The 25,680-nt window shown below is 69.5% G+C and carries 24 protein-coding genes and 2 pseudogenes; 10 read left to right on the forward strand and 16 right to left on the reverse strand.

Annotated features, from left to right (window positions below):
• Positions 1-87: 87 nt before the first annotated feature.
• Complete coding sequence (locus SLINC_RS39280; protein WP_067443194.1) at positions 88-663, forward strand: TetR/AcrR family transcriptional regulator; 576 nt, start codon at positions 88-90, stop codon at positions 661-663.
• Positions 664-697: 34 nt separating this feature from the next.
• Here the strand turns inward: SLINC_RS39280 and SLINC_RS39285 are convergent, their stop codons facing one another.
• From SLINC_RS39285 to SLINC_RS39330, 10 genes and pseudogenes are all read right to left on the reverse strand, one after another.
• On the reverse strand, positions 698-1,537 hold the full coding sequence (locus SLINC_RS39285; protein WP_211292810.1) for a class III extradiol dioxygenase subunit beta: 840 nt from the start codon (positions 1,535-1,537) through the stop codon (positions 698-700).
• A 1-nt stretch (position 1,538) separates the two neighbouring features.
• Positions 1,539-1,895, reverse strand: a complete 357-nt coding sequence (gene ligA / locus SLINC_RS39290; protein ID WP_067443196.1) for a protocatechuate 4,5-dioxygenase subunit alpha — start codon at positions 1,893-1,895, stop codon at positions 1,539-1,541.
• A gap of 32 nt (positions 1,896-1,927) precedes the next feature.
• Positions 1,928-2,671 (reverse strand): SDR family NAD(P)-dependent oxidoreductase, encoded by a 744-nt coding sequence (locus SLINC_RS39295; RefSeq protein ID WP_067443197.1) that lies wholly within the window; start codon positions 2,669-2,671, stop codon positions 1,928-1,930.
• Entirely contained in the window at positions 2,668-2,949 is a 282-nt protein-coding gene (locus tag SLINC_RS39300; protein ID WP_067443198.1) for a muconolactone Delta-isomerase family protein, read from the reverse strand. Before SLINC_RS39300 ends, SLINC_RS39295 begins: the two co-directional genes overlap by 4 nt.
• 20 nt (positions 2,950-2,969) lie before the next feature.
• A complete protein-coding gene (locus tag SLINC_RS39305) occupies positions 2,970-3,686 on the reverse strand; it encodes an alpha/beta fold hydrolase (protein ID WP_067443199.1) in 717 nt (238 codons plus the stop codon).
• A complete protein-coding gene (locus tag SLINC_RS39310) occupies positions 3,683-4,729 on the reverse strand; it encodes an aromatic ring-hydroxylating dioxygenase subunit alpha (RefSeq protein WP_067443200.1) in 1,047 nt (348 codons plus the stop codon). The genes SLINC_RS39305 and SLINC_RS39310 overlap by 4 nt, the downstream gene beginning before the upstream one ends.
• Positions 4,730-4,789: 60 nt before the next feature.
• Positions 4,790-5,827 carry a PDR/VanB family oxidoreductase gene (locus SLINC_RS39315; RefSeq protein ID WP_107406904.1) on the reverse strand — a complete coding sequence of 346 codons (1,038 nt, stop codon included), beginning with the start codon at positions 5,825-5,827 and terminating at the stop codon, positions 4,790-4,792.
• 144 nt (positions 5,828-5,971) lie between these two features.
• The gene (locus SLINC_RS39320) at positions 5,972-6,310 is read right to left on the reverse strand and encodes a hypothetical protein (RefSeq protein WP_067443201.1); all 339 of its coding nucleotides are present in this window, start codon (positions 6,308-6,310) and stop codon (positions 5,972-5,974) included.
• Positions 6,307-6,438 (reverse strand): annotated as a pseudogene (locus SLINC_RS46650) (PIG-L family deacetylase); the annotation flags it as partial. The pseudogene SLINC_RS46650 and the gene SLINC_RS39320, both read right to left, overlap by 4 nt.
• A 383-nt stretch (positions 6,439-6,821) precedes the next feature.
• Positions 6,822-8,462 carry an AMP-binding protein gene (locus SLINC_RS39330; protein WP_067443203.1) on the reverse strand — a complete coding sequence of 547 codons (1,641 nt, stop codon included), beginning with the start codon at positions 8,460-8,462 and terminating at the stop codon, positions 6,822-6,824.
• A 368-nt stretch (positions 8,463-8,830) separates the two neighbouring features.
• Between SLINC_RS39330 and SLINC_RS39335 the strand changes: the two genes are divergently transcribed.
• The 3 genes from SLINC_RS39335 (at position 8,831) to SLINC_RS39345 (ending at position 12,174) form a co-directional block, all read left to right on the forward strand.
• Positions 8,831-10,483 (forward strand): sensor histidine kinase, encoded by a 1,653-nt coding sequence (locus SLINC_RS39335; protein ID WP_067443204.1) that lies wholly within the window; start codon positions 8,831-8,833, stop codon positions 10,481-10,483.
• Positions 10,432-11,118: a response regulator gene (locus SLINC_RS39340; RefSeq protein WP_067446207.1), complete on the forward strand. Its 687-nt coding sequence runs from the start codon at positions 10,432-10,434 to the stop codon at positions 11,116-11,118. Before SLINC_RS39335 ends, SLINC_RS39340 begins: the two co-directional genes overlap by 52 nt.
• Before the next feature lie 144 nt (positions 11,119-11,262).
• Positions 11,263-12,174: an SDR family NAD(P)-dependent oxidoreductase gene (locus SLINC_RS39345; protein ID WP_067443205.1), complete on the forward strand. Its 912-nt coding sequence runs from the start codon at positions 11,263-11,265 to the stop codon at positions 12,172-12,174.
• Here the strand turns inward: SLINC_RS39345 and SLINC_RS47655 are convergent.
• A complete protein-coding gene (locus SLINC_RS47655) occupies positions 12,100-12,456 on the reverse strand; it encodes an IclR family transcriptional regulator domain-containing protein (RefSeq protein WP_107406740.1) in 357 nt (118 codons plus the stop codon). The genes SLINC_RS39345 and SLINC_RS47655 overlap by 75 nt on opposite strands.
• Before the next feature lie 190 nt (positions 12,457-12,646).
• On the opposite strand from SLINC_RS47655, the gene SLINC_RS39350 reads away from it, so the two are divergent.
• Complete coding sequence (locus SLINC_RS39350) at positions 12,647-14,128, forward strand: aldehyde dehydrogenase family protein (RefSeq protein WP_067443206.1); 1,482 nt, start codon at positions 12,647-12,649, stop codon at positions 14,126-14,128.
• A 22-nt stretch (positions 14,129-14,150) separates the two neighbouring features.
• Here the strand turns inward: SLINC_RS39350 and SLINC_RS48680 are convergent, their stop codons facing one another.
• Complete coding sequence (locus SLINC_RS48680; RefSeq protein WP_170068260.1) at positions 14,151-14,903, reverse strand: NHL repeat-containing protein; 753 nt, start codon at positions 14,901-14,903, stop codon at positions 14,151-14,153.
• On the opposite strand from SLINC_RS48680, the pseudogene SLINC_RS49670 reads away from it, so the two are divergent.
• From SLINC_RS49670 to SLINC_RS39365, 3 genes and pseudogenes are all read left to right on the forward strand, one after another.
• Positions 14,866-15,122, forward strand: a pseudogene (locus tag SLINC_RS49670) (aldehyde dehydrogenase family protein); the annotation flags it as partial. The gene SLINC_RS48680 and the pseudogene SLINC_RS49670 overlap by 38 nt on opposite strands.
• Positions 15,123-15,384: 262 nt before the next feature.
• On the forward strand, positions 15,385-16,191 hold the full coding sequence (locus tag SLINC_RS39360; protein ID WP_067443207.1) for an SGNH/GDSL hydrolase family protein: 807 nt from the start codon (positions 15,385-15,387) through the stop codon (positions 16,189-16,191).
• A 69-nt stretch (positions 16,192-16,260) separates the two neighbouring features.
• Positions 16,261-17,559, forward strand: coding sequence for a DUF3533 domain-containing protein (locus SLINC_RS39365; RefSeq protein ID WP_067443208.1), 1,299 nt, complete (start codon positions 16,261-16,263; stop codon positions 17,557-17,559).
• 86 nt (positions 17,560-17,645) lie between these two features.
• Here SLINC_RS39365 and SLINC_RS39370 read toward each other — a convergent pair whose 3' ends face one another.
• Complete coding sequence (locus tag SLINC_RS39370) at positions 17,646-18,221, reverse strand: PadR family transcriptional regulator (protein WP_067443209.1); 576 nt, start codon at positions 18,219-18,221, stop codon at positions 17,646-17,648.
• A 125-nt stretch (positions 18,222-18,346) separates the two neighbouring features.
• On the opposite strand from SLINC_RS39370, the gene SLINC_RS39375 reads away from it, so the two are divergent.
• On the forward strand, positions 18,347-18,739 hold the full coding sequence (locus SLINC_RS39375; protein ID WP_067443210.1) for a nuclear transport factor 2 family protein: 393 nt from the start codon (positions 18,347-18,349) through the stop codon (positions 18,737-18,739).
• Between the two features lie 601 nt (positions 18,740-19,340).
• Complete coding sequence (locus SLINC_RS39380; RefSeq protein WP_067443211.1) at positions 19,341-21,281, forward strand: DUF2599 domain-containing protein; 1,941 nt, start codon at positions 19,341-19,343, stop codon at positions 21,279-21,281.
• 204 nt (positions 21,282-21,485) lie between these two features.
• On the opposite strand, the gene SLINC_RS39385 is transcribed toward SLINC_RS39380, so the two are convergent.
• From SLINC_RS39385 to SLINC_RS39395, 3 genes are all read right to left on the reverse strand, one after another.
• Positions 21,486-22,178, reverse strand: coding sequence for a hypothetical protein (locus SLINC_RS39385; protein WP_225988444.1), 693 nt, complete (start codon positions 22,176-22,178; stop codon positions 21,486-21,488).
• A gap of 1 nt (position 22,179) precedes the next feature.
• A complete protein-coding gene (locus tag SLINC_RS39390) occupies positions 22,180-24,612 on the reverse strand; it encodes a glycoside hydrolase domain-containing protein (protein ID WP_211292766.1) in 2,433 nt (810 codons plus the stop codon).
• 169 nt (positions 24,613-24,781) lie between these two features.
• Positions 24,782-25,240 carry a peptidoglycan-binding domain-containing protein gene (locus SLINC_RS39395; protein ID WP_067443213.1) on the reverse strand — a complete coding sequence of 153 codons (459 nt, stop codon included), beginning with the start codon at positions 25,238-25,240 and terminating at the stop codon, positions 24,782-24,784.
• Positions 25,241-25,680: the final 440 nt, after the last annotated feature.

Raw genomic sequence — 25,680 nt, forward strand, 5'->3', positions numbered from 1 at the left:
TTTGCTACTCTCGAAACCGGAGGATCCTCCGATTACCTCCAGACCTTAAGCGGAGGTTCCTCCGGTTGTCCAGAAGGAAGGAAAGCTGTGACCGCCACCACACGCGGACTGCGTGCTGACGCGCGACGCAACCGGGAACGCCTGCTCGAAGTCGCGGCCCGCGCGTTCTCCGAGACCGGCACCGACGCGTCCCTCGAGTCCATCGCCAAGGACGCCGGCGTGGGCATCGGCACGCTCTACCGGCACTTCCCCACCCGCGAGGCACTGCTTGAGGCCGCCTACCGCAACGAACTCGCCCGGGTCTGCGACAGCGTCACGGAACTGCTCGCACAGCTCCCGCCCGACCAGGCCATGCGGAGGTGGATGGACCTGTTCATCGACTACCTGGCCACCAAGCAGGGCATGGCGGACGCACTGAAGGCCGTCATCGCCTCCGGCGACGAGGATCCGTTCGCCGAGAGTCTCGACCGGATCAGCACGGCCATCAGCACACTGCTGCACGCCGGGGCCGAAGTGGGAGTTCTGCGCTCGGACGTGGACCCGCTCGATGTCGGGTTCAGTCTCGGGGGTGTCCTGCTGATCACGAGCGACAAGGGGCTGCGCGACCGCGCGGGCCGCATGCTCGACCTCCTGCTCGATGGCCTCCGCTACCGCTCCGGCTGACACGTGGCGCCGGCCCGGCTGGGCTGACGGCGTATCACCGGCTCAGGTTCTCGAACAGCACCATCCCGGCGGCCGTGTTGGACGCCGGTACGTGGTAGGCCTCGTGCACACGGCGGATCCGGGGTCCCAGCGCGCCGCGCATGATCAGCCACATGATCAGCTCGATGCCCTCGGAGCCGGCCTCGCGGATGTACTCCTCGCGCGTCAGCGCGGCCAGTTTCTCGGGGTCGTGCTCGATCGCGTCGAGGAACATCCGGTCGAAGTCCTGGTTGATCAGTCCCGCGCGGGCGCCGGCCAGCTGGTGGGACATGCCCCCGGTGCCGAAGACGGCGACCTTGAGGTCCTCGGGGAAGGAGCGGACGGCCTCGCCGAGCGCGCGGCCGAGGGCCAGGCACCGCGCGGCGGTCGGCTGCGGGTACTGGATGACGTTGACCAGGAGGGGGACCACCGCGCAGGGCCAGCGTTCGCCGGGGTCGGGGCAGTACACCGACAGCGGAACGGTCAGGCCGTGGTCGACGTCGAGTTCCTGGTAGACGGTGAGGTCGAAAGAGGCGTCGATCAGGCTCTTGACGAGGTGGTCGGAGAACTCGGGAGCGCCCGTGACAGCGGGCACCGGGCGGCTGCCCCATCCCTCGTCGGCCACCCGGTACGACTCGGCCGTCCCGAGCGCGAAGGCCGGGGTGACGCTCATGTCGACGGCGTTGGCGTGGTCGTTGTAGACGACGACCGCGATGTCGGGGGTGTGCCGGGCCATCCACTCCCGCGCCGGTGCGTATCCGTCGAACAGCGGCTTCCAGTACGGGTCTTGCGTCTTCCCGTGGTCCATGGCCGCACCGATCGACGGCACGTGCGAGGTCGCCAGACCCCATGTCACCTCAGCCAAAGTTCCGCCCTCCCGCTTTCAGCGCCTGCGCGAACTCCTCGGTGGTCATGCCGGTGAACACCCCGCCGAGGTACTGCATGGACTTCTGGTCGACCATCGCGAGCTTGAAGACGTAGAAGATGGAACCGCCCAGCTCCATCATCCGGTTCCAGTCCCGCCGCAGAACGGCGTCCCGCTGCTCGGCCGTGAGCCCGTACGTCTCGCAGTACGCTGCTTCGTCGGCTGTGAACCTCTCCCGGTTCCCGGCGTCCTTGAGGGACCCGCAGAGCCGGTTCAGCGCTCGGCCGCGGCGGTTCTCCGCGGCGTCGAAGACATAGGTGCCCGGGAGCCGGGGTGTGGTGCTGGACATGCTGTTCTTCTCCTCTCCGGTGTGGGTGCCGATCAGTGCATGAGCCCGCCGCCGTCGCAGACGAGCGTCTGGCCGGTGACCATGACCGCGTCCGGTGAGGCGAGATAGGAGACCAGCCCCGCGAACTGCTCCGGGGTGATGAACTCCTTGATCGCCTGCCGGCCCATGGTCGCGGCGAACACCTCGTCGCCGGAGTGCGCCCGGGTGCCCGGCGTGGCCACCTGCGCGGGCGCCACCGCGTTGACCGTGATCCGGTGCTCGCCCAGTTCGCGTGCCATCACCCGGGTCATCCCGATGAGAGCGCCCTTGCTCGCGACGTAGGCGATCTGGCCCGGGGACCCCGTGAAGAAGGTGCGGGACGCGACATTGACCACCCGCCCGCGGTGCGGGCTGCCGCGCAGCCAGGGCGCGCACGCCTGCACCATGAGCAGCGGGCCGACGGCGTTGACGGCGAAGAAGCGGTGCATCTCCTCCGGGGGCGTCTCCAGCAGCGGCGCCCGGCCGGAGAGCAGACCGGCGTTGTTGACGAGGACGTCGACCCCGCCGTACGCCTCGACGATCTCGGATACGGCCTGGCGGGTCGCGGCCGGGTCCCCGACATCGCAACGCCAGGCCCGGCCGCCCGGGATCGAGCTGGTGTCATCGGGTTCGTCGACGTCGAGGGCGGCGACCGTGAAACCGTCCCCGGCCAGTCTGCGGGCGATGGCGAGCCCCAGGCCTCCGGCGGCGCCCGTGACCACGGCCACCCGGGGGCCGCGGTTCGCCGGGCCGGTCATGGTGCCTTCTCCTGCGGATGGGTGGCGAGTGCCTCGACGGTGATGTCCATCCACTTCCACATCGGCAGGGAGACCAGCGCGTCGTGCAGCTGTGCCGGGTCGGCCGCCTCGTACAGGCCGATGGTCGCGTTCCGGCCAGGCACCCGCCACAGCCGCTTGAGGATGCCGGCCTCCCTGAGCCGCATGGCCCGTTCGCGCTCGCCCTTGCGCAGCTCCTCGCGTACGTCGTCGGGGGTGTCCGGGGGCAAGGTGTTCTCGGTGCGGACGAGGAATTCCACGGGGATGTCCCTTCACGGGGTCAGGCTGCCGCGATCTCCAGCAGCAGTTCGGCGAGTCGGCCGGGGGCGGTGACCATCGCTTCGTGGCCGGTGGCGATCTCGTGGACCGGCCAGCCGCGGGCGGCGGCGCGCTCGGCGTGCGGGGTGAACACCCGCATCCAGTCGGTGCACTCGACGAAGGCGCCGGGGACCTGGTCGGCCTTGCCGGTCAGCCGCAGTGGCTCGGTGTAGGTCAGCCACGGGTGCGGGGTCAGTCGCGGGCCGAGCCAGTCGAGGTCCGCCCGGTCCTCGACCCCGAGCACGCTCAGCGAGCGCACCGGGATGAGCCAGCCGAACCCGGGCCCGGCCACGGACTCCCGGTAGTGCCCGGCGATGCGGTCGGGCAGCAGATCGATCGCCGCGTCACCGTCGTCGCCGACGAAGGCGTCGAGGTGGATCCGCTTCGCGAGCCGGTCCGGGATCCGGTCCGCGACGCCGGTGACGACCTGACCGGCGTAACTGTGGCCGACGAGCACGACATCCCGGGCGTCGTGGGCCTCGATCAGCGCCACCACGTCCTCGACGTGCGTGCCGAGACCGATCTGCGGACTCAGCAGATGGGCGCGATCGCTCACCCCGCTCAACGTGGGGGTGTGCACCTCGTGTCCGGCCGCGCGCAGCAGCGGGGCGACACGCTGCCACACCCAGCCGCCGTGCCAGGCTCCGTGGAGCAGCACGAAGACGTGGCGGCCGCTCACGCGGACGCCCGGGGACGCGAGCCGCCGGCCTGCTGTTCGCGGGTGAGCATCTTCGCCACCGCCCGGCGTCCGCGCAGAGCGGCGAGGTCGGACTTGATGCTGGACTCGGCGGTGCCGCCCGGGTCGGTGGCGTACATGATCTCCTGCGCCTCCAGGGCGTCGACGTCCTCCTGCATCACGGCCAGTTGCTGCTCGTGCTGGAACTTCGTGAGCTCCTGATCGTCGATGAGGTAGTCGCGGCCCAGCGCGTAGAAGTCGTGCGTCTCGTTGCCGCGCCCCGGCGTCATCCCGTACAGCACCTTCATGTGGAAGCCGTCCGGCTCCTCGGTGCCGGTGGCCGCGACGCGGATGTTGAGGACGAAGATGCCCGGCGGGTGGAAGTCGCCGTCCTGCCAGCGGTCCACCGGAGAGGTCAGTCCGCAGGACTTCTCGTAGAACGGCGGCGCCTCGATGCCGGTCATGCGGCGGCTGAAGCCGACCCGGTCGCCGTCCACCGTCACGTCGATCGGGGTCGCGGCGACGGCGGCGTTGCCGATGCTGCTCGGGTGCAGGAACGTCTCGTGGGTGAGGTCGAGCAGGTTCTCCAGGAGCAGCAGGTGGCGGGCCTTCAGCGGGACGACGCCGTGCACATGGGTCCAGTTCGGGTCGTTCAGCCACGAGGTGTCGGGCAGGAGGCTCTCGTCGGCCAGTTCGGGGTCTCCGGGCCAGATCCATACGGCGCCGTCCCGCTCGACCAGGGGGAAGCGGCGCAGTGCAGCCTTGGGCTTGTCGGCCTGTTCGGCCACCCCGACGCACACGCCCCGGCCGTCGAAGCGGTAGCCGTGGTAGTCGCACTGGAGGGTTCCGTCGTCGTCGAGGTGGCCCAGCGACAGCGGGTACTTGCGGTGGGGGCAGCGGTCCTCGACGGCCGTGACGGTCTGGTCGGGCAGCCGGTAGAAGCAGACCGGGAGGTCCGTGATCCAGCGCTGCTTGAGGGTTCGGCCGATCTCGTCGGACCAGGCTCCCAGGTACCAGCCGTTGCGCACGTGCTGTGCCGGTGTCATGTCAGTCCTTCCTTTGACGTCGGCCCAACGGGGCAGTCCGCCTGTCGAATTGACGAAGTGTCAGAGATCCAGAACGAGGCGTCGGCCTCGCGCGCGGGAGACGCAGATCAGCATCGTGTCGTTCGCTGCCCGCTCGTCGTCGGTGAGCAGTGAGTCGCGGTGGTCGACCTCGCCCTCCAGGACGGGGGTCTCGCACGAGCCGCAGATGCCTTCCTCGCAGGACGACAGGACAGGGACGCCCGCCTGCTCCACGGCCTTGAGGACCGACAGCCCGGGCGGCACGGTCAGCGTCGTCCCGGACGCCCGCAGTTCCACCTCGATCGGCTGCTCGGCCTCATCACCGGCGGGCTGCCGCACGGCCACTGCGGCGAATCGCTCGACGTTCAGCGCACCGGTCGGCCAGTCGGCGCAGTGTGCCTCGACCGCGTCGATGAGCCCTGCGGGGCCGCAGCAGTACACCAGGGCGGACGGGTCGGGATCGCCGAGAAAACCGGCGAGGTCGAGCAGACCGTACCGGTCCTGCGGACGTACGGTCACGCGCTCGCCGTAGCCCTCCAGTTCGGGCAGGAACGCCATGGACGCGCGCGTGCGGCCCCCGTAGAGCAGGGACCACTCGGCCCCCGCCGCCTCGGCCTCGGCGATCATCGGGAGCAGGGGGGTGATGCCGATGCCGCCGCCGACGAACAGATACCGGGCCGCCGGCCGCAACGGGAAGTTGTTGCGCGGGCCGCGCACCCGGAGTTCGCCGCCCTCCACGAGGTGGTCGTGGATCCACTGCGATCCGCCGCGTCCGTCGGGCTCCCGGAGCACCGCGACGCGCCAGCGGGCCGTGTCCTTCACCGGACCGCAGAGCGAGTACTGCCGGGTGACGCCCGTGGGCAGGACGACGTCGATGTGTGCTCCCGGCCGCCAGGGCGGCAGCGGTTCGCCGGAGCTCGCCGCGAGCTCCAGCGACACGACACCGTCCGCCACCGTCCGGCGGGCCACTACGGTGGCGGTGCCTTCGAACTCGGTGCCGCGCCGGGCGGCGGACGGTGCTCCGGCCTCGGCGGAGCCGAGGGTGTGCGTGTCCGGTGCGGCGGCAGGGGGGCTCGTCACGTGCGTCATCTCCTCGGTACGGTCGGCAGGGATCGCTCCGGCCGCGGTCGGCGGCGCCACGATCGACGCTAGCCACCGGACAACGCCCAGGTCATCGCTCGAATGACCGGACCGGGGCGGCGCATGGTCGTGGCCCCGACTACGTCATCCGTCGCGCGGGCCGGGTGTCCCGGCACGCCCGTCGGGCCGCGGAGCCTGGTCGAGATGGATCCGCACCTGGCGGTCGTCCTCGTTCCAGAGGGCTTCCACGACGGCGTGCAGCCGTCTGACGTCGGTGCGCCACATCGGTACGCCGTAGCGGTCGTCGCGTGTCAGCGCGTCCTCGGCGACGGCATCGGCCAACAGGCTCCGGCGGTCGTACGTCGAGGCCGTTCCGTTCGCTCCGTCGGGTTCGTCCGCGAACTGCACGTAGAGGGACGTGTCCCGGAAGGGCACCCAGATGTGCGTGGCCCCACGGACACCCGTCCCGCCCTGCGCCGTCACGCCAGAACACCCGTCGTCTGCGGGTAGAGCCGCACGGACGCCTCTCCCATGGTCCCGTGCGAGAGGCCGAGGTTGGGGCCGGCGTTGTGCTTCAGCTGGACGCCGCGCCGCTTGGCGAGGTCGGTGTAGAGGAGGACCTCGATCTCGTCCAGGGCGAGACCGTCCCGCCAGACGAAGTCGCCCGCGTGCGCGCTGATCACCGGCAGCGCGCCTTCGGACGGGGTGGAGGTGTGGGAGGTCATCGGGACTCCTTGGGATCGAGCGGGCCGACCGGGCGCAGGCCGGACAACTGCGTGGCATCGGCGCGAGCATGGCCAGGGCGGTCGCCGACGGCGAACCGATGACGTACAGCGACCAGCGACCTCGACGCCCGTCTGCACCGCTGTGTGCGCGACATCGCCGGCCACGAGACGGCCGAAGCGGCCATGCGGGACCATGTCGCCGGCGTGGTGGAGACCCTCCGGATGCTCGAAGCAGGTCGGCACCGCGCGAGCTGAGGCAGACGCCACGGTCACGTTCCGTCGCCCGAGCCGGCTTCCTGGGCCGTCTTCCTGGCCCAGGCGATCTCGAGCTTGCCGGTCGGGGTCCGCGGCAGTCTGTCCGTCAGGACGAGGGAACGCGGCACCTTGTACCCGGCGAGACTCTGCCGGACCAGGTCGCGCAGTTCGTCACCGGTGACGGTACTGCCCGGCCGGACCGCCACGACGGCCGCCACACGCTCGCCCCAGGTCTCGTCGGGGACGCCGACGACGGCACAGTCCGTCACCTCGGGATGCCCCAGCAGTACGTTCTCCACCTCCTGCGGGTGCACCTTCTCCCCGCCCGTGTTGATCACGCCCGAACCACGTCCGAGGAACCGGATCGAGCCGTCGGCCTCAAGTCGAGCCAGGTCGCCGGGGATCGCGTACCGGACCCCCTCGATGGTGCGGTACGCCTTCGCGCTCTTCTCGGTGTCCTTGTAGTAGCCGAGCGGCATGGGTCCGCAATAGGCGAGGACGCCCGTCTCGTCGCTGCCCGGTTCGAGAAAGCGGTCATCGGAGCCGATCACCCGCGTCGCCGGAACGGGGCGGAAACGCGAGGGCAGATCCTCTGCCGAGGAGGTGATCGCGAAGGCGAAAGGGCCCCCTTCGCTCGATGCGATGGCTTCGGTGATGGTGACGTCGGCACGTTCGTGCAGTGCCCTCTTGAGCGGATCGCTGAGCGCGGTGCCGGAGCTGATCATCCTGCGCAACGAGCGCAGGTCGTGCGGCGTCCCGGCTTTCTCGGCCCGCAGGAGTTCGTCGACGAGCGGGCGGCACACGGCGTTGCCCGCGATGATGGCCGTATCGACCCGCTGCTCGGCGATCATGTGCCAGACGTGTTCCGGGTCGTGGCCGCCCGCTCGTGCGGTGACCGCCCGGCCTCCTGTCAGCAGGGCGCCCATGGTGTTGAACAGCCCGGTGGCGTGCATCAGGGGTACGACGGGCATCGTGGTCGGCGCGCGGCCCTCGTGGCGAGCCTTGACGGCGACGGCCACGGCCTCGTCGAGGCTCGCGGGGAGTTCGGCGACTCCGAGCGGGTGGTAGAACGGCACCACGTGGGCGCGCAGCAGGTCGCTCAGCTGCCAGATGACGCCCTTCGGCTTGCCCGTGGTGCCTCCGGTGTACATGAACAGCTGGTCCGTTCCGGGCCGTCGCTGAGGCTCGCGCGGCGCGTGCGCGGTCAGCAGCTCCTCCAGTTCGGGCACCGCGGGCCCGCCCGGACCGTCGGCGGGCGGCTCGCCCACCCTCACCATCAGCTTCAGTGTGCGTACATGCTTCGTGGCATGCGTGACGCGGTCGGCCAGGGCGCCGCTGAAAACGAGCGCGGCGGCGTCGGCGTCGGTCAGCAGTTCGGAAAGTTCCTCGCCGGTGTAGCGGTAGTTGGCGTTCACCGGTACGGCACCGAGCTTGAAGGCGGCGAAGACCGTCTCCAGGTAGGCGGCGCCGTTGTACAGATAGCAGGCCACGGTGTCGCCCTCGCCCACCCCGGCGGCTTCCAGTGCGGCGGCCAGCCGTGACGCGCGCTCGTCGAAGTCGCGGTACGTGGTCTCACGGCCGGGTTCCGTGATGGCGGTGGCGTCGGGCAGCGCGCGGCAGACCGCCTCCCAGATCGTGCCGATGGACACGTTCACGTCTCGGACCTCCTCGTCCTCGATGGCTTACGCGGTGCGCACGGCCGAGCAGGCCGCTCGTAGGGCCCCGCGGATCCTGTCGGGGGAGTAACGATCCGCGGGGCGTCCTCTCAACCTAGGCAGGCGCCCTCCCCGCGGGGAACGCGAGCAATGACTGAAGCGGCTCGGCGCTTCGACCTGCCCACGAACAGGTCGAATGACGTAGGACCACCTCGAATACACCGGGCTACGATGCTGTGGCCGGGCGCAAGTCGCCTTCGTCCCCGAACCGGCCGACGTACGACGCAGGCCCGCGGTTTTCGAACGCGTCCCTGTCGCACAGCAGGTCTGCGGGGCGGGTTCTTCGTCGATGGTGAGGGAGATCGGTCATGTCCGCGTCGCCGCTCGTGGGGTGGGACGACATCGCCGCCGTCGCGCCGGACGGACTCGCCGTTCTGGACTGCGTGGGCCGCTTTGTACGGCTGAACCCGGCGGCGGCCACGCTGCTCCGGGCGGACGCAGAGGGCGACCTCATCGGTGCGCCGTCCCCGTTCACCCTGGTGGAGGGAGCCGCCGAGTGCCGTACGGAGTTGCTGGAGGTCCGGTCGGACGAGCAGGTGGCCCACTGGGAGCCCGCCCGCGGACCTCGACGTGAGTTCGCCTACCGCACCCGCGGTCTGCCGGCCGACCCGAAGTTCACGGTGGTGTCGTTCCGCGACGTCACCGACGAATGGCACCGGCAGCGCAGGATCGCGGCGATCGCCCGGACGTCGATCGCACTGGCCTCGGAGGGCTCGCTCGGCTCCGTACTGGACGCTGTGGCCGAGCAGATCGTCCAGGCGGACGGCCTGGCCGGCGTGCAGATCCTCACCCTCGACAGCACCGGCCGGGAACTGCGGCTGATGGGCGCCGCGGGGCTGCGCCACTGGGACGGGTTCCTCGACCGTCTGCTGGAGTGCCGTGACCGGGGCGCCCGGCTGTCCATGCTGGACGCCCTGAAGGAGCGCAGGCCGATCGTCGTCCCGCACCGGTGGGCCCAGATCCTCAAGGACCCGGCCTGGGAACCGTTGCACGCCTACCTCGGGGAGCTGAACTGGGACTCCTTCGTCAGTGTGCCGTTGATGGCGCGCGGTCGTCCCGAGGGGGTGCTGAACGCCTACTTCGCCCCCGGGCAGGAGATCGGGAGCCGGACCCTGGAGTTCCTCGCCGCCATGGCGGAACAGGCCGCCCTCGCCGTCGACTACGCCATGCTGCTTCAGCGTGAGCGCGAGGGCGCCCGCCGCAACGAGCGTCAGCGCCTCGCCCGCGACCTGCACGACTCGATCGTGCAGCAGGTGTTCTCCATCGGCATGCAGGCCAACGCCGTGGGAGTGCTGGGCGCGAGGGACGAAGCGGTGTCGGCGGAAGCGGTCCGGGCCTTCGCGGACGAGGTCGGGACCCTCTCGCGAACCGTCCTCGCCGACCTGAGGGCCATGGTGCACGAACTACGTCCCGCCTCCTCCCTCCGGCTCGGCCTTGAGGACGCGGTGACCACGCTCGTCAAAAGCACCGAGAACCGGACGGGCCTCAGCATCCGGCTGGAGTGCGGACAAGAAGTGGACACGGTCGAACCGGAACTGGCCGAGGACATGTACCGGATCGTCGGGGAGGCCATCCACAACGTGGTCAAGCACGCGGAGGCCACCACCGTCTCCATCCGCCTCGCCGTACACGACCACACCCTGGCCGCCGCCATCCGCGACGACGGCCGCGGGATCACGGAATCCGGCGGGCGACGGGCCGCACAGGAGAACGAGGACGGCGAGGCGGCCACCGCCACCGGACACCACGGCTACGGACTGAGGACCATGCGGGAAAGGACAGAGCGATGGGGCGGCACCATGAGGATCAGATCCGGCGCGAGGAGCGGCACGACCGTACGGGTCGTCATACCTCTTCCCGTACGAGTGCCGGAGTCGCCCCCGGGCTCGGAGGGATCGGGGAGCATCCCATCGGCGGTTCCGCTCCGGGAAACGGAGAACCCCGCCCGGTCCGGGTCCTGATCGTCGACGACCACGCCGTCGTACGCCGCGGAATCCGCGCCTACCTCGAAGTCCTGGACGACATGGAAGTGGCCGCGGAGGCGGCCGACGGCCAGGAGGCACTCACCAGGCTCGACGTGATGGCCGCCCACCAGGAACTGCCGGACGTAGTCCTGATCGACCTGCTCATGCCCAAGATGGACGGGGCGACGGCGATCGGAGCGATCAAGCAGCGCCACCCCGGTCTCCGACTCGTGGTGCTCACCAGCTTCGGCGAGATGGAACGCGTTCACGCGGCGCTCGCGCAGGGGGCCGCCGGCTACCTGCTCAAGGACGCCGACGCGAGTGAGGTGGTCGCCGCGATCCGCGCGGCCGCCCGGGGCGAGGTCTTCCTCGACCCCGCCGTGGCCAGGGGACTCACTCAGGAGATCGTTTCGCCGCCGACCGGGCTCGCCTCGCTCACCAGCCGGGAACGCGACGTCCTCGTCCTGGTCGCCGAGGGCCGGTCGAACCAGCAGATCGCCGATGAGTTGGTGATCAGTGAGCGCACCGCCCGCACCCACGTGAGCAACGTTCTGCGCAAGCTCCGGCTCACCTCCCGCACCCAGGCCGCGTTGCTCGCGGTGCGGCAAGGACTGGTGCCCCCGAAGGGCTGACCGCCCTGCCGACCGCGACGGATGTCCCGGACCGGCCGGGACACAGGTCGGCCGCAGGTGCCGTCATCGGCGGGATCCTCACGGGCCCGGGCGTTCCTACGCTCAGGGGAGTCGCCCTATCGCCCCCTCGTTCAGGAGGACAGCATGCTTGACGGCAAAGTCGCCATCGTCACAGGTTCGGGCCGAGGCCTGGGACGTGCCTATGCCCGCGCGATGGCCGCTGCGGGTGCCGCCGTCGTCGTGAACGACCTGGACGCCGATGTGGCCACGGAGACGGTCGACCTGATCACGGACGCGGGTGGAACGGCCGTCGCCCATGTCGGCGCGGTCGGAGGTTCCGAGTTCGCCGACGCGCTGGTGCGGCGCGCGGTCGACGAGTTCGGCCGACTGGACGTGATGGTCACCAACGCCGGTGCGCTGCGCGACCGAACCCTGCGCAACGTCACCGACGACGACTTCGACCTCGTCGTCCACAGTCATCTGCGCGGTACGTTCACCTGCGGTCGCGCGGCGGCTGCCCGCTTCCGCGAACAGGGCGAGGGCGGTCGGCTCATCCTGGTGGGATCACCGGCCGGGCAGCGCGCCAGCTTCGGCCAGACCGCGTACTCGGCGTCCAAGGGCGCGATCGTCGCGATGACGCGCACCTGGGCGCTCGAACTCGCGAAGATCGATGTCACCGTCAACGCCATCGTGCCGACCGCGCTGACCCGCATGGTGGCGACCATGCCCCGGGTCGGTGACCTTGTGGCGCAGGTGGACGCGGGGGAGCCCGTTCCCGACGCGATCCGGCGGCAGGGGCTGGGATCGCCGGAAGACGTGGCACCGGTGATCGTGTATCTCGCGTCCAAGGAGTCGGCCCATGTCACCGGACAGGCCATCGCGGCGGGAGGCGACCGGATCGCCCTGTGGACGCACCCCGGTGAGGTCGAGGAGCGGTTCGGGCAGGGCGGCTGGACCGCCGGATCGGTCGCGGAACTCTTCTCAGGCGCCTATGCGGACCGACTCCAGGACTTCAGGCCCACACCCCTCGATCTGGATGCCGTCGACGAGGCGTGATGCGCACGCGGCCCCTCTTACGGGCTCAACCGATGTTCCGGCCGCGTGGCAGTTGACGTTGAGTGCCGCGATGACCTGGTCGGAGCCGTCACGCAACGGGGCCGCGACCGACCGAATGCCGGGCGCCAGCTGCTCGTCCGTCAGCGCCCACCCACGAGCCCGCACCTCGCGCAGGACCGCGTCGTGTTCGCCGGGGTCGGGATGCCAGCACGGCGTCAGCCCCGAGCGTGAGGGTTCGGCGAGCACCTTTTCCAGCTCATCGGCCGGCAGCGCCGCCAGCAGTACCGTAGGCGACCCCGAGTTCGAGCACCCTGGGGGTCAGCGCGAACCCTTGCCTCGATGAAATCCGGTCCTGTTCCGTGCAATTGTCCAAAGTGACCCTGACCCCACCGTGTCCGCCATGCGGATGACTGTCCGCCAGACGTCGCAAGGCCTTCCTTCCCGCGCTTGTTGATCTTTCCTGGAGAGCCGCATGTCCGAAAGAATCCCTACAGCACCGCAGGAGACCGGGGCGGCACCCGTCCGGACCGGACTGCTCATCGACGGCAAGACCGTCGAGACCGAGGAGTGGACGGTCGTCCGCAACCCCGCCGCCCCCGACCTGGTCGTCGGCCACGCAGCCGCGGCGACCCCCGAGCAGGCTCGCGCGGCAGTCGCGGCCGCGGATGCCGCGTTCCCCGGCTGGGCCGCGATGCCCGCCCGTCGGCGAGCGGAGATCATCAGTGAGGCGCTCACCCTGCTCGACGGCAGTGAGGCCGAGCGGGCGGCCTTGATGACCCGCGAGAACGGCAAGATCTCCTTCGAGAGCCAGATAGAGATGGGCGTCTTCGTCGCACGCACCCGTGCGGCGATCGACCTCGCCGACTCCCTGGACCAGGTACGGCGTCTCGACGGCCCGCCGCTGACCTCGGACATCCACCGCCTCCCCATGGGCGTGGTCACCGTCATCGTGCCGTTCAACTGGCCGATCGCGATCCTCGGAGCGAGCCTGCCGTACGCGCTGCTCGCCGGGAACACGGCCGTGGTCAAGCCCCCGCCCACCGTGCCGCTGGCCATGGTGCGCACGCTGGAGCTGTTCGCCGCGGGGCTCCCGGCCGGGGTGCTGAACGTCGTGACGGGCAGCAACGAAGCGGTCGCCCCACTGCTCACCGACCCCCGCGTACGGAAGATCGTCTTCACTGGAAGCACGGCCGCCGGCAAGCACATCATGGCCGCCGCCGCGCAGAACCTGGCTTCGGTGACCCTCGAACTCGGCGGCAACGACCCCGCGATCGTCCTCGATGACGCCGTACTCGATCAGGAGCACATCGGACGGCTCGTCCAGGGAGCCTTCCTGACGAGCGGCCAGGTCTGCATGGCCGTCAAGCGGGTGTACGTCCACCGCTCCCGCTACGACGAACTCGTCGACGCGCTCTCCTCCGCCCTCGACACCCAGCGTGTGGGGCCCGGAGGCGACCCCGCCACGACCATGGGCCCCCTCAACAGCGCTGCCCAGCGTGACAAGGTGGCGGCCATGCTCACCCAGGCCGCCGGAGCCGGAGCCGAGGTGCGCGAACTGGGCACCCTGGCCCCCGGCGCGGCCACCTCCAAGGGCCACTACCTGCGCCCGACTCTCGTCCTCGACCCGGACACCGGTCTGCGGATCGTCACCGAGGAACAGTTCGGCCCCGCCCTGCCCATCCTGCCGTTCGACGACGTCGACTCCGTACTGCACCAGGTCAACAACGACTGGTCGGGACTGTGCTCCTCGGTCTGGAGCGCCGATGCCGCTCGCGCGGCCGCCCTCGCGGAACGACTGCGTACCGGCACCACCTGGATCAACCACGCCAACGCCGTCGCATGCGACGACCGGGCTCCGTTCGGCGGCTTCCGGCACAGCGGTATAGGACGCGAGATGGGCTCCGAGGGCCTGCTCTCCTTCACCGAAGCGCACACCATCACGAGGCACGGATAGAAGCTGCGAGCACGGCTGGACGTCACACCAACGGCACGGACACCGCGTTGTAAGGGGCGTTCTCCTCCCGGTCCGGGGTGGTGAAGCGGGAGTTGGGGAGGTACGCCGATCCTTGTAGGCGGCGGCCGATGAGCACCAGCCCGTCGCCGCTGGGCAGCGTGGTGTCACCCAGGTCGACCTTGCGGGCCACACCGGTGCGGGGGTTGACGTGCATCAGTGAGCCGCCGTCCGCGGCCGCGTTGGTGACGAGCAGGGCGCTGCCCTCGGGGGTGAGCGAGATGCCGTTGGACGTGAAACCGGACTGCGCCCAGTCACCGCTCAGCGTGAGGCTCTCCGGGGCGCCGATGCGGCCCTTCCTGCCCAGCGGCAGCTTGAAGAGCTGTGCGCTGAACGACTCGGTGAACCAGGCGGCGTCGCGGGTGAGCAGGACGTCGTTGACGAAACTGTTCTCTCCTGCGACGACGTGGTTGGCGAGCAGCGCACCACTGTGGGCGTCGACGACCCGCAGTTCACCACTGCTGCCGCCCGCCGGGAACAGCCGCCCCCAGGAGTCGGCCTTCAGCCCGACCGTCATGCGTCCCAGGCCGCGGTGGACCACCTTGCCCTTGCCACGCGTGAGATCCACCCGGTACACGCCGCCGGTGGCGATCGATCCGAAGTACGCGTACGGCGCGGAACCGATCGCGACTCTTTCCGGCCCCCAGCCGTTGGGCAGCGAGAACTCCTTGGGCCAGGATCCGGCGGTCCCCGTCGGCGACCCCTTCGACCCGGCCATCGTCGTCGGGCCGATGGCCGGCGAGCGGCACGTGGAGAACGTCGAGCGCTTCGTGAAGCCTGCACCGTCCAGGAAGGGATCTTCGGCCCGGTGCTGACGGTTCAGCCCTTTGACACCGAGGAAGAGGCGATCGCGCCGGCGAACAGCACGCCGTACGGACTCGCCGCCGGTCTGCAGACTTCCGACTTGGCGCGCGCCCATCGGGCTCGACAGGGCCTGCTCCGAGCGCCCGGTCGCCGCCGGCGGGCCCTCCCGGCCGGATCGGCCGGGTGAACTCCGTCCCCGGCTCTTAAGAGCCGGAGGTGAGTCGGAGGCATGACGGCCTGGCGGTAGGCGTTGTCACCTGCCTGATCGGGGTCACTTTGCAGGAAGGTGAGCCCGTAGCTATTCTCATACTCAACAATGCGACTAGGTGCCTAGTTGTTTAACGATGGCCGTGGGCCACTTCCATCAGCAGCGTTGACGAGAGGCGGTCGGCCCCGTGTCGAGCAGTGGGTATCTGCGCTATGTCGCCCTGGGCGACAGTCATACCGAGGGTCTTGGGGACGGCGACGACGTCCGTGGTCTTCGGGGCTGGGCGGACCGGCTCGCCGAGCAGGTCGCCCGCCACAGCCCAGACCTGCTCTACGCCAACCTCGCGGTGCGCGGCCGTAAGGCCGGTCAGGTGCGCGCCGAGCAGCTGGCTCCGGCTCTCGCGATGCAGCCCGACCTCGCCACCGTGGTGGCTGGGGTCAACGACGTGTTGCGCCCGGGCTGCGACCTCGACGAGGTGGCCGGCCATGTCGAGGCGATGTTCGCCGCCCTCACGGCGCAGGGCGCCACCGTCGCGACCCTCATGTTTCCCGATGTCGGGCGTATCACGCCGTTGGCCCGCCCGATCGGTCACCGTGTTCTCGCACTCAACGCGCGCATCCGGGAGGCCGCCGACCGCCACGGCGTGGTGGTGGCGGAGACGGCCGCGCACGCGGCGGCGACCGATCCGCGGTTGTGGAGTGCCGACCGGCTGCACGCCGGCCCGCTGGGACACACGCGCATCGCGGCCGCCGTGGCCCAGGCGCTCGGTCTGCCGGGCAGCGACGACAAGTGGACCCTTCCCCTTCCGGCCGAGGGGACAGGCCTCCCTGTCTGGAGGACCGTAGGGGCCGAACTGCGCTGGGCCGGCACCTTCCTCGGCCCCTGGATCGGCCGCCGCCTGCGTGGCCGCTCCTCCGGCGACGGCCGCCAGGCCAAGCGGCCGGCGCTGCTTCCGGTGGCCGCGTCCACCGGGGACACCTCCTCAGCCGTATGAGGCTCCGCCCGCGACGACGCCGGCGGCTCCTCCTGCTGCACTTCTCTCTTCCTCGTACCGGAGCTGGAAATGAGTAACGCCCACCCCTTCCGCGTTCTGCGCGCGAAGCGTCTGTGGACCGTCAACGGCGTGATCGTGGGCTTCGTGGCACTGCTGTTCACGGTGTTCTACGTCGGCGCCAACATCGACCCTGCCGGTCACCTGCACAAGCTGCCCGTCGGCCTGGTCAGCGCCGATGAGGGGGCGAAGGCCGGTGGCAAGCAGACCGACCTCGGTGCACAGATCACCCAGTCGATCAAGAAGTCGTCCCAGGGCGGAGACAGCATCGACTGGAAGGTGATGGACGAGAAGGAGATGAAGGAGGAACTGGGCAAGGGCAAGCTGTTCGGCGCGCTCGTCGTGCCCCGCGACTTCACCTCCACGGTCGCCGCACTCACCGGCCCCGGGGTGGCCGGCAAGACCGTCCGCCCGACGCTCACCGTGCTGACCAACCAGTCCGCCGGCAGCGTGGGATCGAGCATGGCGCGGCAGGCCACGACGACGGCCGCGCAGTCGGCCTCCGCGCAGGTGGGTGAACAGCTGACCGCTCAGGCCGAGGCCGCGCAGGCCCAGCTGCCCGCTGCCGCGCGCCTGCTGCTGGCCGACCCGGCCGTGGTGCAGATCGAGGACGGACATCCGCTCGACTCACACAGCGGCCTCGGCCTGAGCGCCTTCTACTACTCCCTCGTCCTCGTCGTCTGCGGCATGCTCGCCGCCAACGTCATCAGCGGCCAGGTCGACCACGCCCTCGGCTACACCCACAACGACATGGGCCCGCTGCGGGTCCACAACCCGCTGCTGCGCGCGACTCGCGTCCAGACCCTGGCCATCAGCAGCACGCTCATGGTCGGTCTGTCCCTGCTCATGGGCAGCCTGGCTCTGGCCGGTGCGGTGGGCATCATGGGTATGGACGCCTCTCACCTGCCCCTGTTGTGGCTCTTCTCCGTGTGCACGATCGCGGTTGTCGGCATCGGCGGGCTCGGACTGCTCGCTGTGTTCGGCACGCCGGGGATGCTGTTCATCACGATCTTCTACATCGCCATGGCGGTACCGACGTCCGGCGCCACGGTCCCTCTCCAAGCCCTTCCCGGTTTCTACCGCGTCCTCGGCGAGTTCGAGCCCCTGCGCCAGATCACGGGCGCCGTCCGCTCCATCCTCTACTACGACGCCCAGGCCGACGCGGGTCTGACCCGGGGCTGGGTGATGCTGGGCGTGGGAATCGCGGTCGCCGGCCTCTTCGGCTTCGGCGTGACCCGGTTCTACGACCGCAAGGGGCTGGATCGCATTCCCGCCGACGAGGAACCGCAGCCGGTCCTCGCTCGGGCATAGACCGACGACCGGTGAGGGGTGGAGCTGGGCACGACCGCTCCATCCCTCACTTTGTTGACCAACTGTGTGGCCGGGACCGCCGCAGGTCAGCCGTCGGCCCGGAGCGCGGCCGTGCGCTGTTCGATCCTGCGCAGCGCCATGTCCCCCCACTGGAGGTTCTCCCGCTCGAACGACATCCCGCGCAGCAGGGTGAGATACGGGCCGATGCGCTCGGCCTCGGCGAAGTACGCCTCCTCGGAGCGCCCGTCGAGCAGGCGCTGCCGGAGTCGCTCGTAGCGGGCCAGCTTGGCGGTGGCCCACTCCATGCGCTCGGTGATGGCGGTCCGGACCGCTTCCATGTCGCCCGCGTCCAGGCACTGCACCTTGACAAGCAACTCGTCCCGGATCACCGCCGGTTTACCCAAGGGCTCGGCGGTGTAGGCGTGGACGGCCTTCCGCCCGGCCTCCGTCAAGGAGAACAGTCGCTTGTTGGGGCGGCGCTTCTGCTCGACGACCCGGGCCGTGACGAGTCCTTCGGCCTCCATGTGATCCAGCTCCCGGTAGAGCTGCTGAGGCGTCGACATCCAGAAGTTGGCGACCGTCGCGTCGAACGCCTTCGCGAGGTCGTACCCGGACGCCTCGCCCCCCAACAGTGCGGCCATCACCGCGTTCCGCAAAGCCATGGATGCACGCTAGCAGATTAATCAACAAGGTGACTAACAGTCACCCTTTCCCTATAGACAAGCCCTAGTCAGCCCTCTACTCTCTAATGCACCTATTCAAATATGTGAGTATCAGAGGTGGGCTCATGCATCCCTTCCGCAAGGCGGTCGAGAGCGGCGACCTGGACGCTGTGGCCGCACTGCTGGCCGACGACGTCGTCTTCACCAGCCCTGTCACCTTCAAGCCGTACCCGGGCAAGGCCATCACCGCGGCGATCCTGCGCGGCGTGCTCCGGGTCTTCGAGGACTTCACCTACATCCGTGAGATCGCCAACCCCGACGGCCGCGATCACGCCTTCGTCTTCACCGCCACCGTCGGCGGCAAGCAACTCCAGGGATGCGACTTCCTGCACTTCGACGACGACGGGAAGATCGACGAGTTCACGGTGATGGTGCGCCCGCTCTCCGCCGCCCAGGCGCTCGCCGAGGCCATGGGCGCCCAGTTCGAGCAGATCGCCCGAGAGGCCGCCGAACAGTAACCACGACGACGGACTTCGAGGCGGTGGTCATCGGCGCGCGGCAACGCCGGACTGACCGCCGCCACCCTCCAACGCTGGGACTGTTGCGGAGACGCAAGGGACCCGCCAGAGGCGGCTGTTCGCCAAAGAGCGGCGGAGTCCTCGGGGCAAGGTCGGCAGCGCAATCTCCGTCAACCGCGCGGTGCCACGCTGGAGTTGTCGTTCTCCTTGGGCACTCACCGGCACCGAAGGCAAAGAACCACGAAGAGCCACACCGTCAACTCCCTTGTTCGAGGGCCCGCCAGTCCAGGCTGCACGCCGCTCGTCCAAGACGAGGACGCAGCCGAGGGGGGCGGTGCTCTGCCACGGGCTGTCCCGCCTGCGCACCGGCGACCGGCAATCACGCTGAGGCTTCGCGCGTGTCTCTCCGCAGAATCACTACACTTTACGACCTCTTTGCGTGTTCATGACTCGTAGGATCCCGTTCGGCGCCAGGAGCTCCGCGTGGTGCCGCAGTGACCGGCGTGCCATCTGGCCGGCCGGACGACGCGAGGTGGGGGGACACCTGGTGCGTAGATCATTGTTCCGCTGTGCGACTGTGCTGGCCACGGCGTTAGCGCTGATGCTGCTTCCGCAAGGGCCGGGTGCCACCGGCGAGGCGCAGGCCGCGACGTCGTTCAGTACGTTCTCCGACGGCGACGGGGTGATCGGCAAAGCGGCCTTCAACCCCGGTCTGCACTATTTCCACTCGACCGGAAAGCCCGGCCCGGGCCCGAATTTCTTTCAGATCTACGACCGGTGTGACGACGGTCTGACTCCTGGCGTCGAGTGGCTCATCACCGAGGGGGCTGAGGCGGGGACCTCGTACCGCAAGGAGTTGGATGGAGACTGCGAGACCTCCGTACTCCTGCCCATCCCGTTCCGGATCTCCGCCCTGGAGACCCACTTCGGCGGCAAGGAAATGCCGTCCATGACATGGCATTTCTACCTCAAGGCGCAGGACGGCAGCTACGCGCACCGCAGCGACTCCATCAGCGATCAGATGGGGTCGTACGCCAATGTCTGGGACAGAGAGTTCTACACCGAATCGAGCGTCTACCGGGAGCCGTACGGCCGCGTAGGCAGCACGATCACCGTCACGGTAGTGCCGACCGATGAGGCGTACAGCGGCGGACCGGTCGCCGCCGATGACGACATGAACGAAATGTGGGACGAGATCCAGAAGGAAACCCCGGTCCCCGATGACCTCAGCGGCGATCAGGTGGAGTCGCTGAAGAAACAGCTGTGGTGCCATCTCGCCTTCGCCGTCGAAGGCTGGACCGGTGGGCCGACATGGGACCTCGAAGCAGAGAGGCCGAACATCTCCTGGGAGGAGGTGAAGGGCCTGGGAGACCTGAAGGATCACCGCTGCAACTGGGGTTCCGACGAGGGCAGTTACTACCGCCCGCCCACGGACGGCTCAGATCCGGCGGACCTGGCCCCGGTCGTCGACGCCGGGCCCGACGTCACCACGGACGAAGGCGGCGAGGTCACCCTCAGGGGCACGGCCGCCGACGACCGCGGTACCCCCACCTCCACCTGGACCTACACCCGCGGTGACGACGTCGACGAGGGCGCCGCCTGCACGTTCACCGATGCCGGCCGTCCACGTACCGGTTTCACCTGCACCGACGACGGCACCTACACCGTCAAACTGACCGCGGACGACGGCGTCCACCACCCGGTCTCCGACAGCGCCACGGTGACGGTGAGGAACGTGGCGCCCACCCTCACCCTGGAGAGCCCTGACGACTGGGACGTCCACCGTGTCGAGAACGAGGTCGCCATCGCGGCCTCCTTCACTGACCCCGGCAGCAACGACACCCACACCTGCACGGTGACCTGGGACGACGGCAGCACCTCCCGCTTCCCCGCGACAAGCGGACGCTGCGAGGCCGCACACGTCTACGAACACGCCGGCATGGACACCGTCTCCGTCCAGGTCACCGACGACGACGCCGGCGAGGACAGCGGCGAGCGCATGATCGTCGTCTACGACCCGAGGGCCGGTCTGGTCTCCGGCAGCGGCACCCTGGCCGACGGCGCCGGGTACAGCGTCACCGCTAAGTACCTGACCACTGGCTCCACGGTCCCGGCCGGAACGGTCGCTCTCGCCGTACCCACCGAGGACGGGAAGAAGGCGCTGCTCTCCACCGCACTCGACTGGCTGGTGATCACCCCCGAAGGCAAGGTGGCGGTCAAGGGCCGCTCGGCCACCCACGGCTTCGTCGGCTACCTGGAGAAGGACGCATTCCGGGGCGTCGTCTGGCCACTGTCCCAGGGAGCGACCCCGCCCTCCCATCCCTTGTACGACAGCACCCCGGGCGCAAGCTGGGACCTCGACGAAGCCCGGCCCCAGCCGCTCCGCACCGGCCTCACGGTGATCGACACCGGCTGGATCCCGGGCCTGCCGGCCCTGCCCGGCGGCGGTCTGCTGGGGCTTGGCGGCACGCTTCCCGCTCTCCTCGACGGCCTGCCGACACTCGGCGGGGACGTGGCCGTGGCCGGCCGCAGCTCCTCCTGAGACACGAGGCGGGCGATCCCGAAGTTCCGGGGCACCGGTGCTCAACACCGGTGCCCCGGACACCCGGCAGCGCATGGAAGCCTCCCCCGTCCAACAGGGAGAAGGGGCGCCCTGCGTTCCACGAGCACGGGCACATGGCTGCCGAACGGGCACGGCTTCAAGGCACGCGCAGGCCGTGGCGACCTCGGCCTCGCAGACACTCCTTCAGCTGTTCTGGGCGCGCTCAAGGCGGCGTGCCTTGACGCGTCTGGAGGGGTGGGCCGGGTCTCGGACCGCCCCCGCTCCGCGGGTCCGCCCGACGCCGGGCAGAGGGGAGAGCCGCTCGGCGACGCCGGCGAGGGTATCGCTGTCCGGTCCGGGGGCGATGTGGAAGTGCGACCGCTTGACCGGATCGAGGTCGCCACCCCATACGACCGTGCCTTCGCAGTCCAGGAGGATGTCCCGCACGATCCGTTCGTGGTGGGGCCAGAGCCCCTCGGAGCCGCCGAGGGGGTAGGCGGTGGGGTGCAGGCACAGTGCGGTGCCGGAGAGGTAGGTCGACTCGAACTCCGCGGCGACCGTCCGGCTGGTGGTGTGGCCGCTGATGCCACCGCCCTGGCCGGTGTCGAGTGGTGCGATCTCGTAGTGCCAGCGTCGCGCGATGTGCAGGAGCACGGTTGCCACCGGGCCGTCACGCAAGTCCACGGAGGCTCTCGAGCCCTCCACCAGGTGGGTGCTGACGGCGTCGGGGGTGATGGGCCAGCCGTTCACGGATCTGTCCCGGGTCCACTCGGCGCTCTTCCCGTTCGATACGGCGCCCGGGGCGGCGGCAGCCGGGCCGGCGTGGGTGATCCAGGCGGCCACGGCGGTGGCGGCCCCGGCGGCGAGGACGCCCCGGCGCGTGATGGTGCGGCTCACGCTATTCCCCTTCCATACGTCGGGTGATGACGGTGTGCAGTCCATCGACGAACGAGGCGAGCTGCTCCGAGGGAATCCTGTCCGGCCGCTGGTCCTCGTCGTCGGGCAGGAAGAACTTCTTGCCCCAGTCGAACGCGGAGAAGAGGTCGAAATCCAGCAGGACGTTCCGCACGGTCTCCCGGAACGTGCTGGGGCTGCCGCCGAACCGGTTCTCGTAGAAGTGGGTGAACCGCTTCGCCGAGCGGTTCGCTCCGTCCCAGAAGTGGTACGTGAACAGCGCGTCGGACAGCAGCCTGTCGTCCCCGCCGCCGGACTCGCCGTCCAGGCCGTGCAGATAGTGGGAGATGTTGTAGGCGTCGACGTCGGCGATGAGGTTGTCACTGCTGAACCGGGATTCCACCGTGGCGGATCCGACGACCTGGACGCAGAAGTCCTCGCCGGACATCGAGCGGTGGTTCTCACGCCACTGCGTGTAGGCGTTGAGGATGTCCCCCGCCCATCCGCAGGCCTCTCCCACAGTCACGTCGGTGCCGCTTCCGGGGTAGGCGAAGTGGCCCTCGGCGGCGGCGCCGAAGTGCGCGAGGGTGATGCGGTGGTTCGCCCGCGGATCATCGTATTTGAGCCTGTCGCCGGGCTCGATGCCCGCGGCCGCGCAGGCATCCAGGACCTCCTGCCAGATGGCGCCGAGGATGGCCGACCATTTCCAGTCGTGGTAATTGGGTTCGGCCCAGCGCAGGAAGGCGAGAGTGTTGTCGATCACTGACTGCCGGGGAGGTCCGTCGCCCATGGTGGAGATGACACCCTCGACGCGCTTCACGAAGTCGATGTAATTCCGCAGGCTCAGGTCGCCATTGTCCGTGGCGTCGAGGCGCCACACGCCGTCGTCGCTGTTCTTCCGATGGATGTTGTGGTCCAGGCCGTAGCCGGCCTGGAACTGGTACTCGCGGATCTGGTTGAACGACCAGTTGTGCGGCATCGGGTAGCCGAGGTTCCCGGAGTAGCCCCAGGACATGCCCGAGACGAACGACCAGCGGGCGCCGGCCTCGCGGGAGACCCGTTCGCATACGTTGCGCGTGCCGTACACGCCGAAGATGTAGCGGGCGCCGCTCTTCTCGAGTGCGGTGCGGACACCGTGGAAGTAGGGCACGACGTTCGAGGTGATGTGGTGGTCCTGGGCGTCGTAGTCCACGGCGAAGTAGATGCAGGATCCGTGCGGGATGCCGTGCTCCCTGGCCTTGGCGTCGGCCTTGAGGCCCTGGTCGTACCCCTTCTCGTAGGTGAAGTTGAACAGCTGGGTGCCGTTGTACTGGAACAGCGGGAAGAGCCCGAGACCGCCGTCGATGATGTCCCGCGCCTCGCCGGGCTTGAGCGCCTTGCCGAGGTAGTGCTCGTCTTCGGGGTCGAGGTGCTCGTCCAAGTACCGGCCGATGAGCCTGTAGGGATTGCTCGGGTTGTTCTTGAGGGCCTGGGCGCGTTCTTTGCTCGTGTACGCGGCGGTGTCACAGCCTTCGGCGGCGCGGCTGGTGTCACCGCAGGAGACGAGCAACTGGGCCCAGGTCTGGAAGTTGTAGTTCTCGCCGCCGGTGGGGAGCTGGGAGAACGCCTGAAAGGTGCGCACCCAGGGCTCGGTGACGGCCCAGAGGTCCTCGTCGAGCACATTCTCGGGGTGGAAGTGGACGGCGCTGCCGTTGCTGTCCCAGGTGGGGGAGTTGAACCAGCAGGCGGCACGGAACAGCAGCTCCAGTTCGGCGGTCAGGGTGTTGCCGGTGCCCTTGGTCTTCAGGGCCTGCTGCGTACCGTCGCCGAAATAGCCGTTGATGGTGGCCTTGTCCAGACCGAGTTCGTACTGGACGGCCAGCATCAGCCCCTGCTGCACGTCGCGCGAGTAGACGCCGTCGGTCGGCACCAGGTTCATGGCGGGGATGCGGACAAGCTGGACGTAGCGCTGGTTGAGGTGCTGCTGGATGCGCTTGGTGGTGCCGTCGCCGCCGGGCACGGTACGGAACTGGTCCATGCGCAGCAGCGAACGGGTGATGCGGGCCCACATGTCGGCGTCGATGGGCGCGCGGGGGAGGAGACCGATGTCGAAGTAGAGCTCAGCGAGGGAGTCCTGGGCCGTCGAGTCCCATACGGCGGGATGCTCCGAGCCGTAGTAGCCCTTGCACCACAGCGCGGCGTTGTAGATGCGGATGATGTTCGCGTTGGTCTCCCGGTCGGGGAGCCGGAAGCGCTTCTTCACCGCTTCGACGGTTCCCGGCCCGAAGTTCTTGACGGTCGGGGAAATCCCCAGTTCGTGCTGGAGTGCCTGGGTGAGGCAGTCCACCGTCGCCCAGCCCGTACTGCCGTTCGGCGGGCACGGTTCGTACCCGGGCGCGTTCGCGTAGGTCGCGTTGAGCCACTGCTGAGCAGCCAGGATATTCGGGTCCTTCGACATGCACATCCTCCACGGTTCAGGTCGTCTGCGCAGCGCGTGACGCGCTGCGCGCCGGGCGGAGCGGGGGAGTCGCAGGGTGGCCGGCGGGCGGGAGCGGGAATCGATGGGGCTCGCGTTCCATGGCCGCGCTGAAGAGGCTCACTCTCGCTCCGCTCGGAGTCCCGACTCGTCAGAGCCGGCTGCACTCGTCGGAGCCCATGGCGGTGACCGGCTTGTAGTACCACGTGAGCGCGTTGCGCGTCTGCGGGCCGTAGCCGCCGTCCACCGAGATGCGTTCCCTGGCCTGGGCTCGCTTGAGCGCGTCACGTGTCCGCGGCCCGAAGTCCCCGTCCACGTCCAGCGATTCGCCGTAGCACTCGTTGAGAGTCAGTTGCAGCGCCCTGACACCAGCGCCGGAGGACCCCTCCTGCATCGAGCAGCTGAGACTCAGGTAGGTGCCGTCGCTCCAGGCCGGGATGCGTGCCTCCCCGCGCCACTCGACGAAGCTCTTGGCGCTGGTGTAGGCCGCGTTGCAGCCGCTCGCGGCCGCGGCCGGCCCGGCGGTGCCGACCACGGCGGCGCCGGACAGCAGGGTCACGCCTACGGCGAGAGCCGTCGCTCTGGTGCGGAAGGCGCGGTTGATCTCCATGAAGTCTCGTCCCGTCGTGTCACGTCGCCTGGTGGCGGCGGCAGTTGTGGGAGAGATCCTCATACGTGAACGAGGCGTGAGGAACCTGAAAGGTTCGAGGGTGGCTGAAGCCTGTCCCGCAACCACGGGCCATCCCCTCAACGACGGCTCGCTCCGCGCTCCCGGGGGTCAGCCGAAGATGAGCGCAACGTCCTTGTCCACGCAGAACCGCAGGGTCGAGAATCGCTTCCAGTCGGGGCAACATGGCCGCGCATTGAGCGGATGCGAGGTCGGGGCCATCGTCGTCCGGATGGTCGAGCAGGGGTGCCAGCGTGGTGGAGAGGCTGCACCACTGGCGCTCTCCGCCGAAGCCGTCCATGTCGGTGAGGGTGACCCCCTCGGCCTGGGCCAACCACTTCCTGAACATGCTGAAGCCGGTGTAGGACCAGGAGGTGTCCGGG

Origin of the sequence: Streptomyces lincolnensis, from assembly GCF_001685355.1 — a bacterium.
GTDB classification, from domain to species: domain Bacteria; phylum Actinomycetota; class Actinomycetes; order Streptomycetales; family Streptomycetaceae; genus Streptomyces; species Streptomyces lincolnensis.

Coding starts and splice junctions, on each gene's coding strand:
- SLINC_RS39350 (WP_067443206.1), top strand. CDS start 12,647: ATGTCCGAAAGAATCCCTACAGCACCGCAGGAGACCGGGGCGGCACCC.
- SLINC_RS39375 (WP_067443210.1), top strand. CDS start 18,347: ATGCATCCCTTCCGCAAGGCGGTCGAGAGCGGCGACCTGGACGCTGTG.
- SLINC_RS39345 (WP_067443205.1), top strand. CDS start 11,263: ATGCTTGACGGCAAAGTCGCCATCGTCACAGGTTCGGGCCGAGGCCTG.
- SLINC_RS39370 (WP_067443209.1), bottom strand. CDS start 18,221: ATGGCTTTGCGGAACGCGGTGATGGCCGCACTGTTGGGGGGCGAGGCG.
- SLINC_RS39295 (WP_067443197.1), bottom strand. CDS start 2,671: ATGACCGGCCCGGCGAACCGCGGCCCCCGGGTGGCCGTGGTCACGGGC.
- SLINC_RS39395 (WP_067443213.1), bottom strand. CDS start 25,240: ATGGAGATCAACCGCGCCTTCCGCACCAGAGCGACGGCTCTCGCCGTA.
- SLINC_RS39365 (WP_067443208.1), top strand. CDS start 16,261: ATGAGTAACGCCCACCCCTTCCGCGTTCTGCGCGCGAAGCGTCTGTGG.
- ligA (WP_067443196.1), bottom strand. CDS start 1,895: ATGTCCAGCACCACACCCCGGCTCCCGGGCACCTATGTCTTCGACGCC.
- SLINC_RS39390 (WP_211292766.1), bottom strand. CDS start 24,612: ATGTCGAAGGACCCGAATATCCTGGCTGCTCAGCAGTGGCTCAACGCG.
- SLINC_RS39335 (WP_067443204.1), top strand. CDS start 8,831: ATGTCCGCGTCGCCGCTCGTGGGGTGGGACGACATCGCCGCCGTCGCG.
- SLINC_RS39310 (WP_067443200.1), bottom strand. CDS start 4,729: ATGACACCGGCACAGCACGTGCGCAACGGCTGGTACCTGGGAGCCTGG.
- SLINC_RS39380 (WP_067443211.1), top strand. CDS start 19,341: ATGCTGCTTCCGCAAGGGCCGGGTGCCACCGGCGAGGCGCAGGCCGCG.
- SLINC_RS48680 (WP_170068260.1), bottom strand. CDS start 14,903: ATGGCCGGGTCGAAGGGGTCGCCGACGGGGACCGCCGGATCCTGGCCC.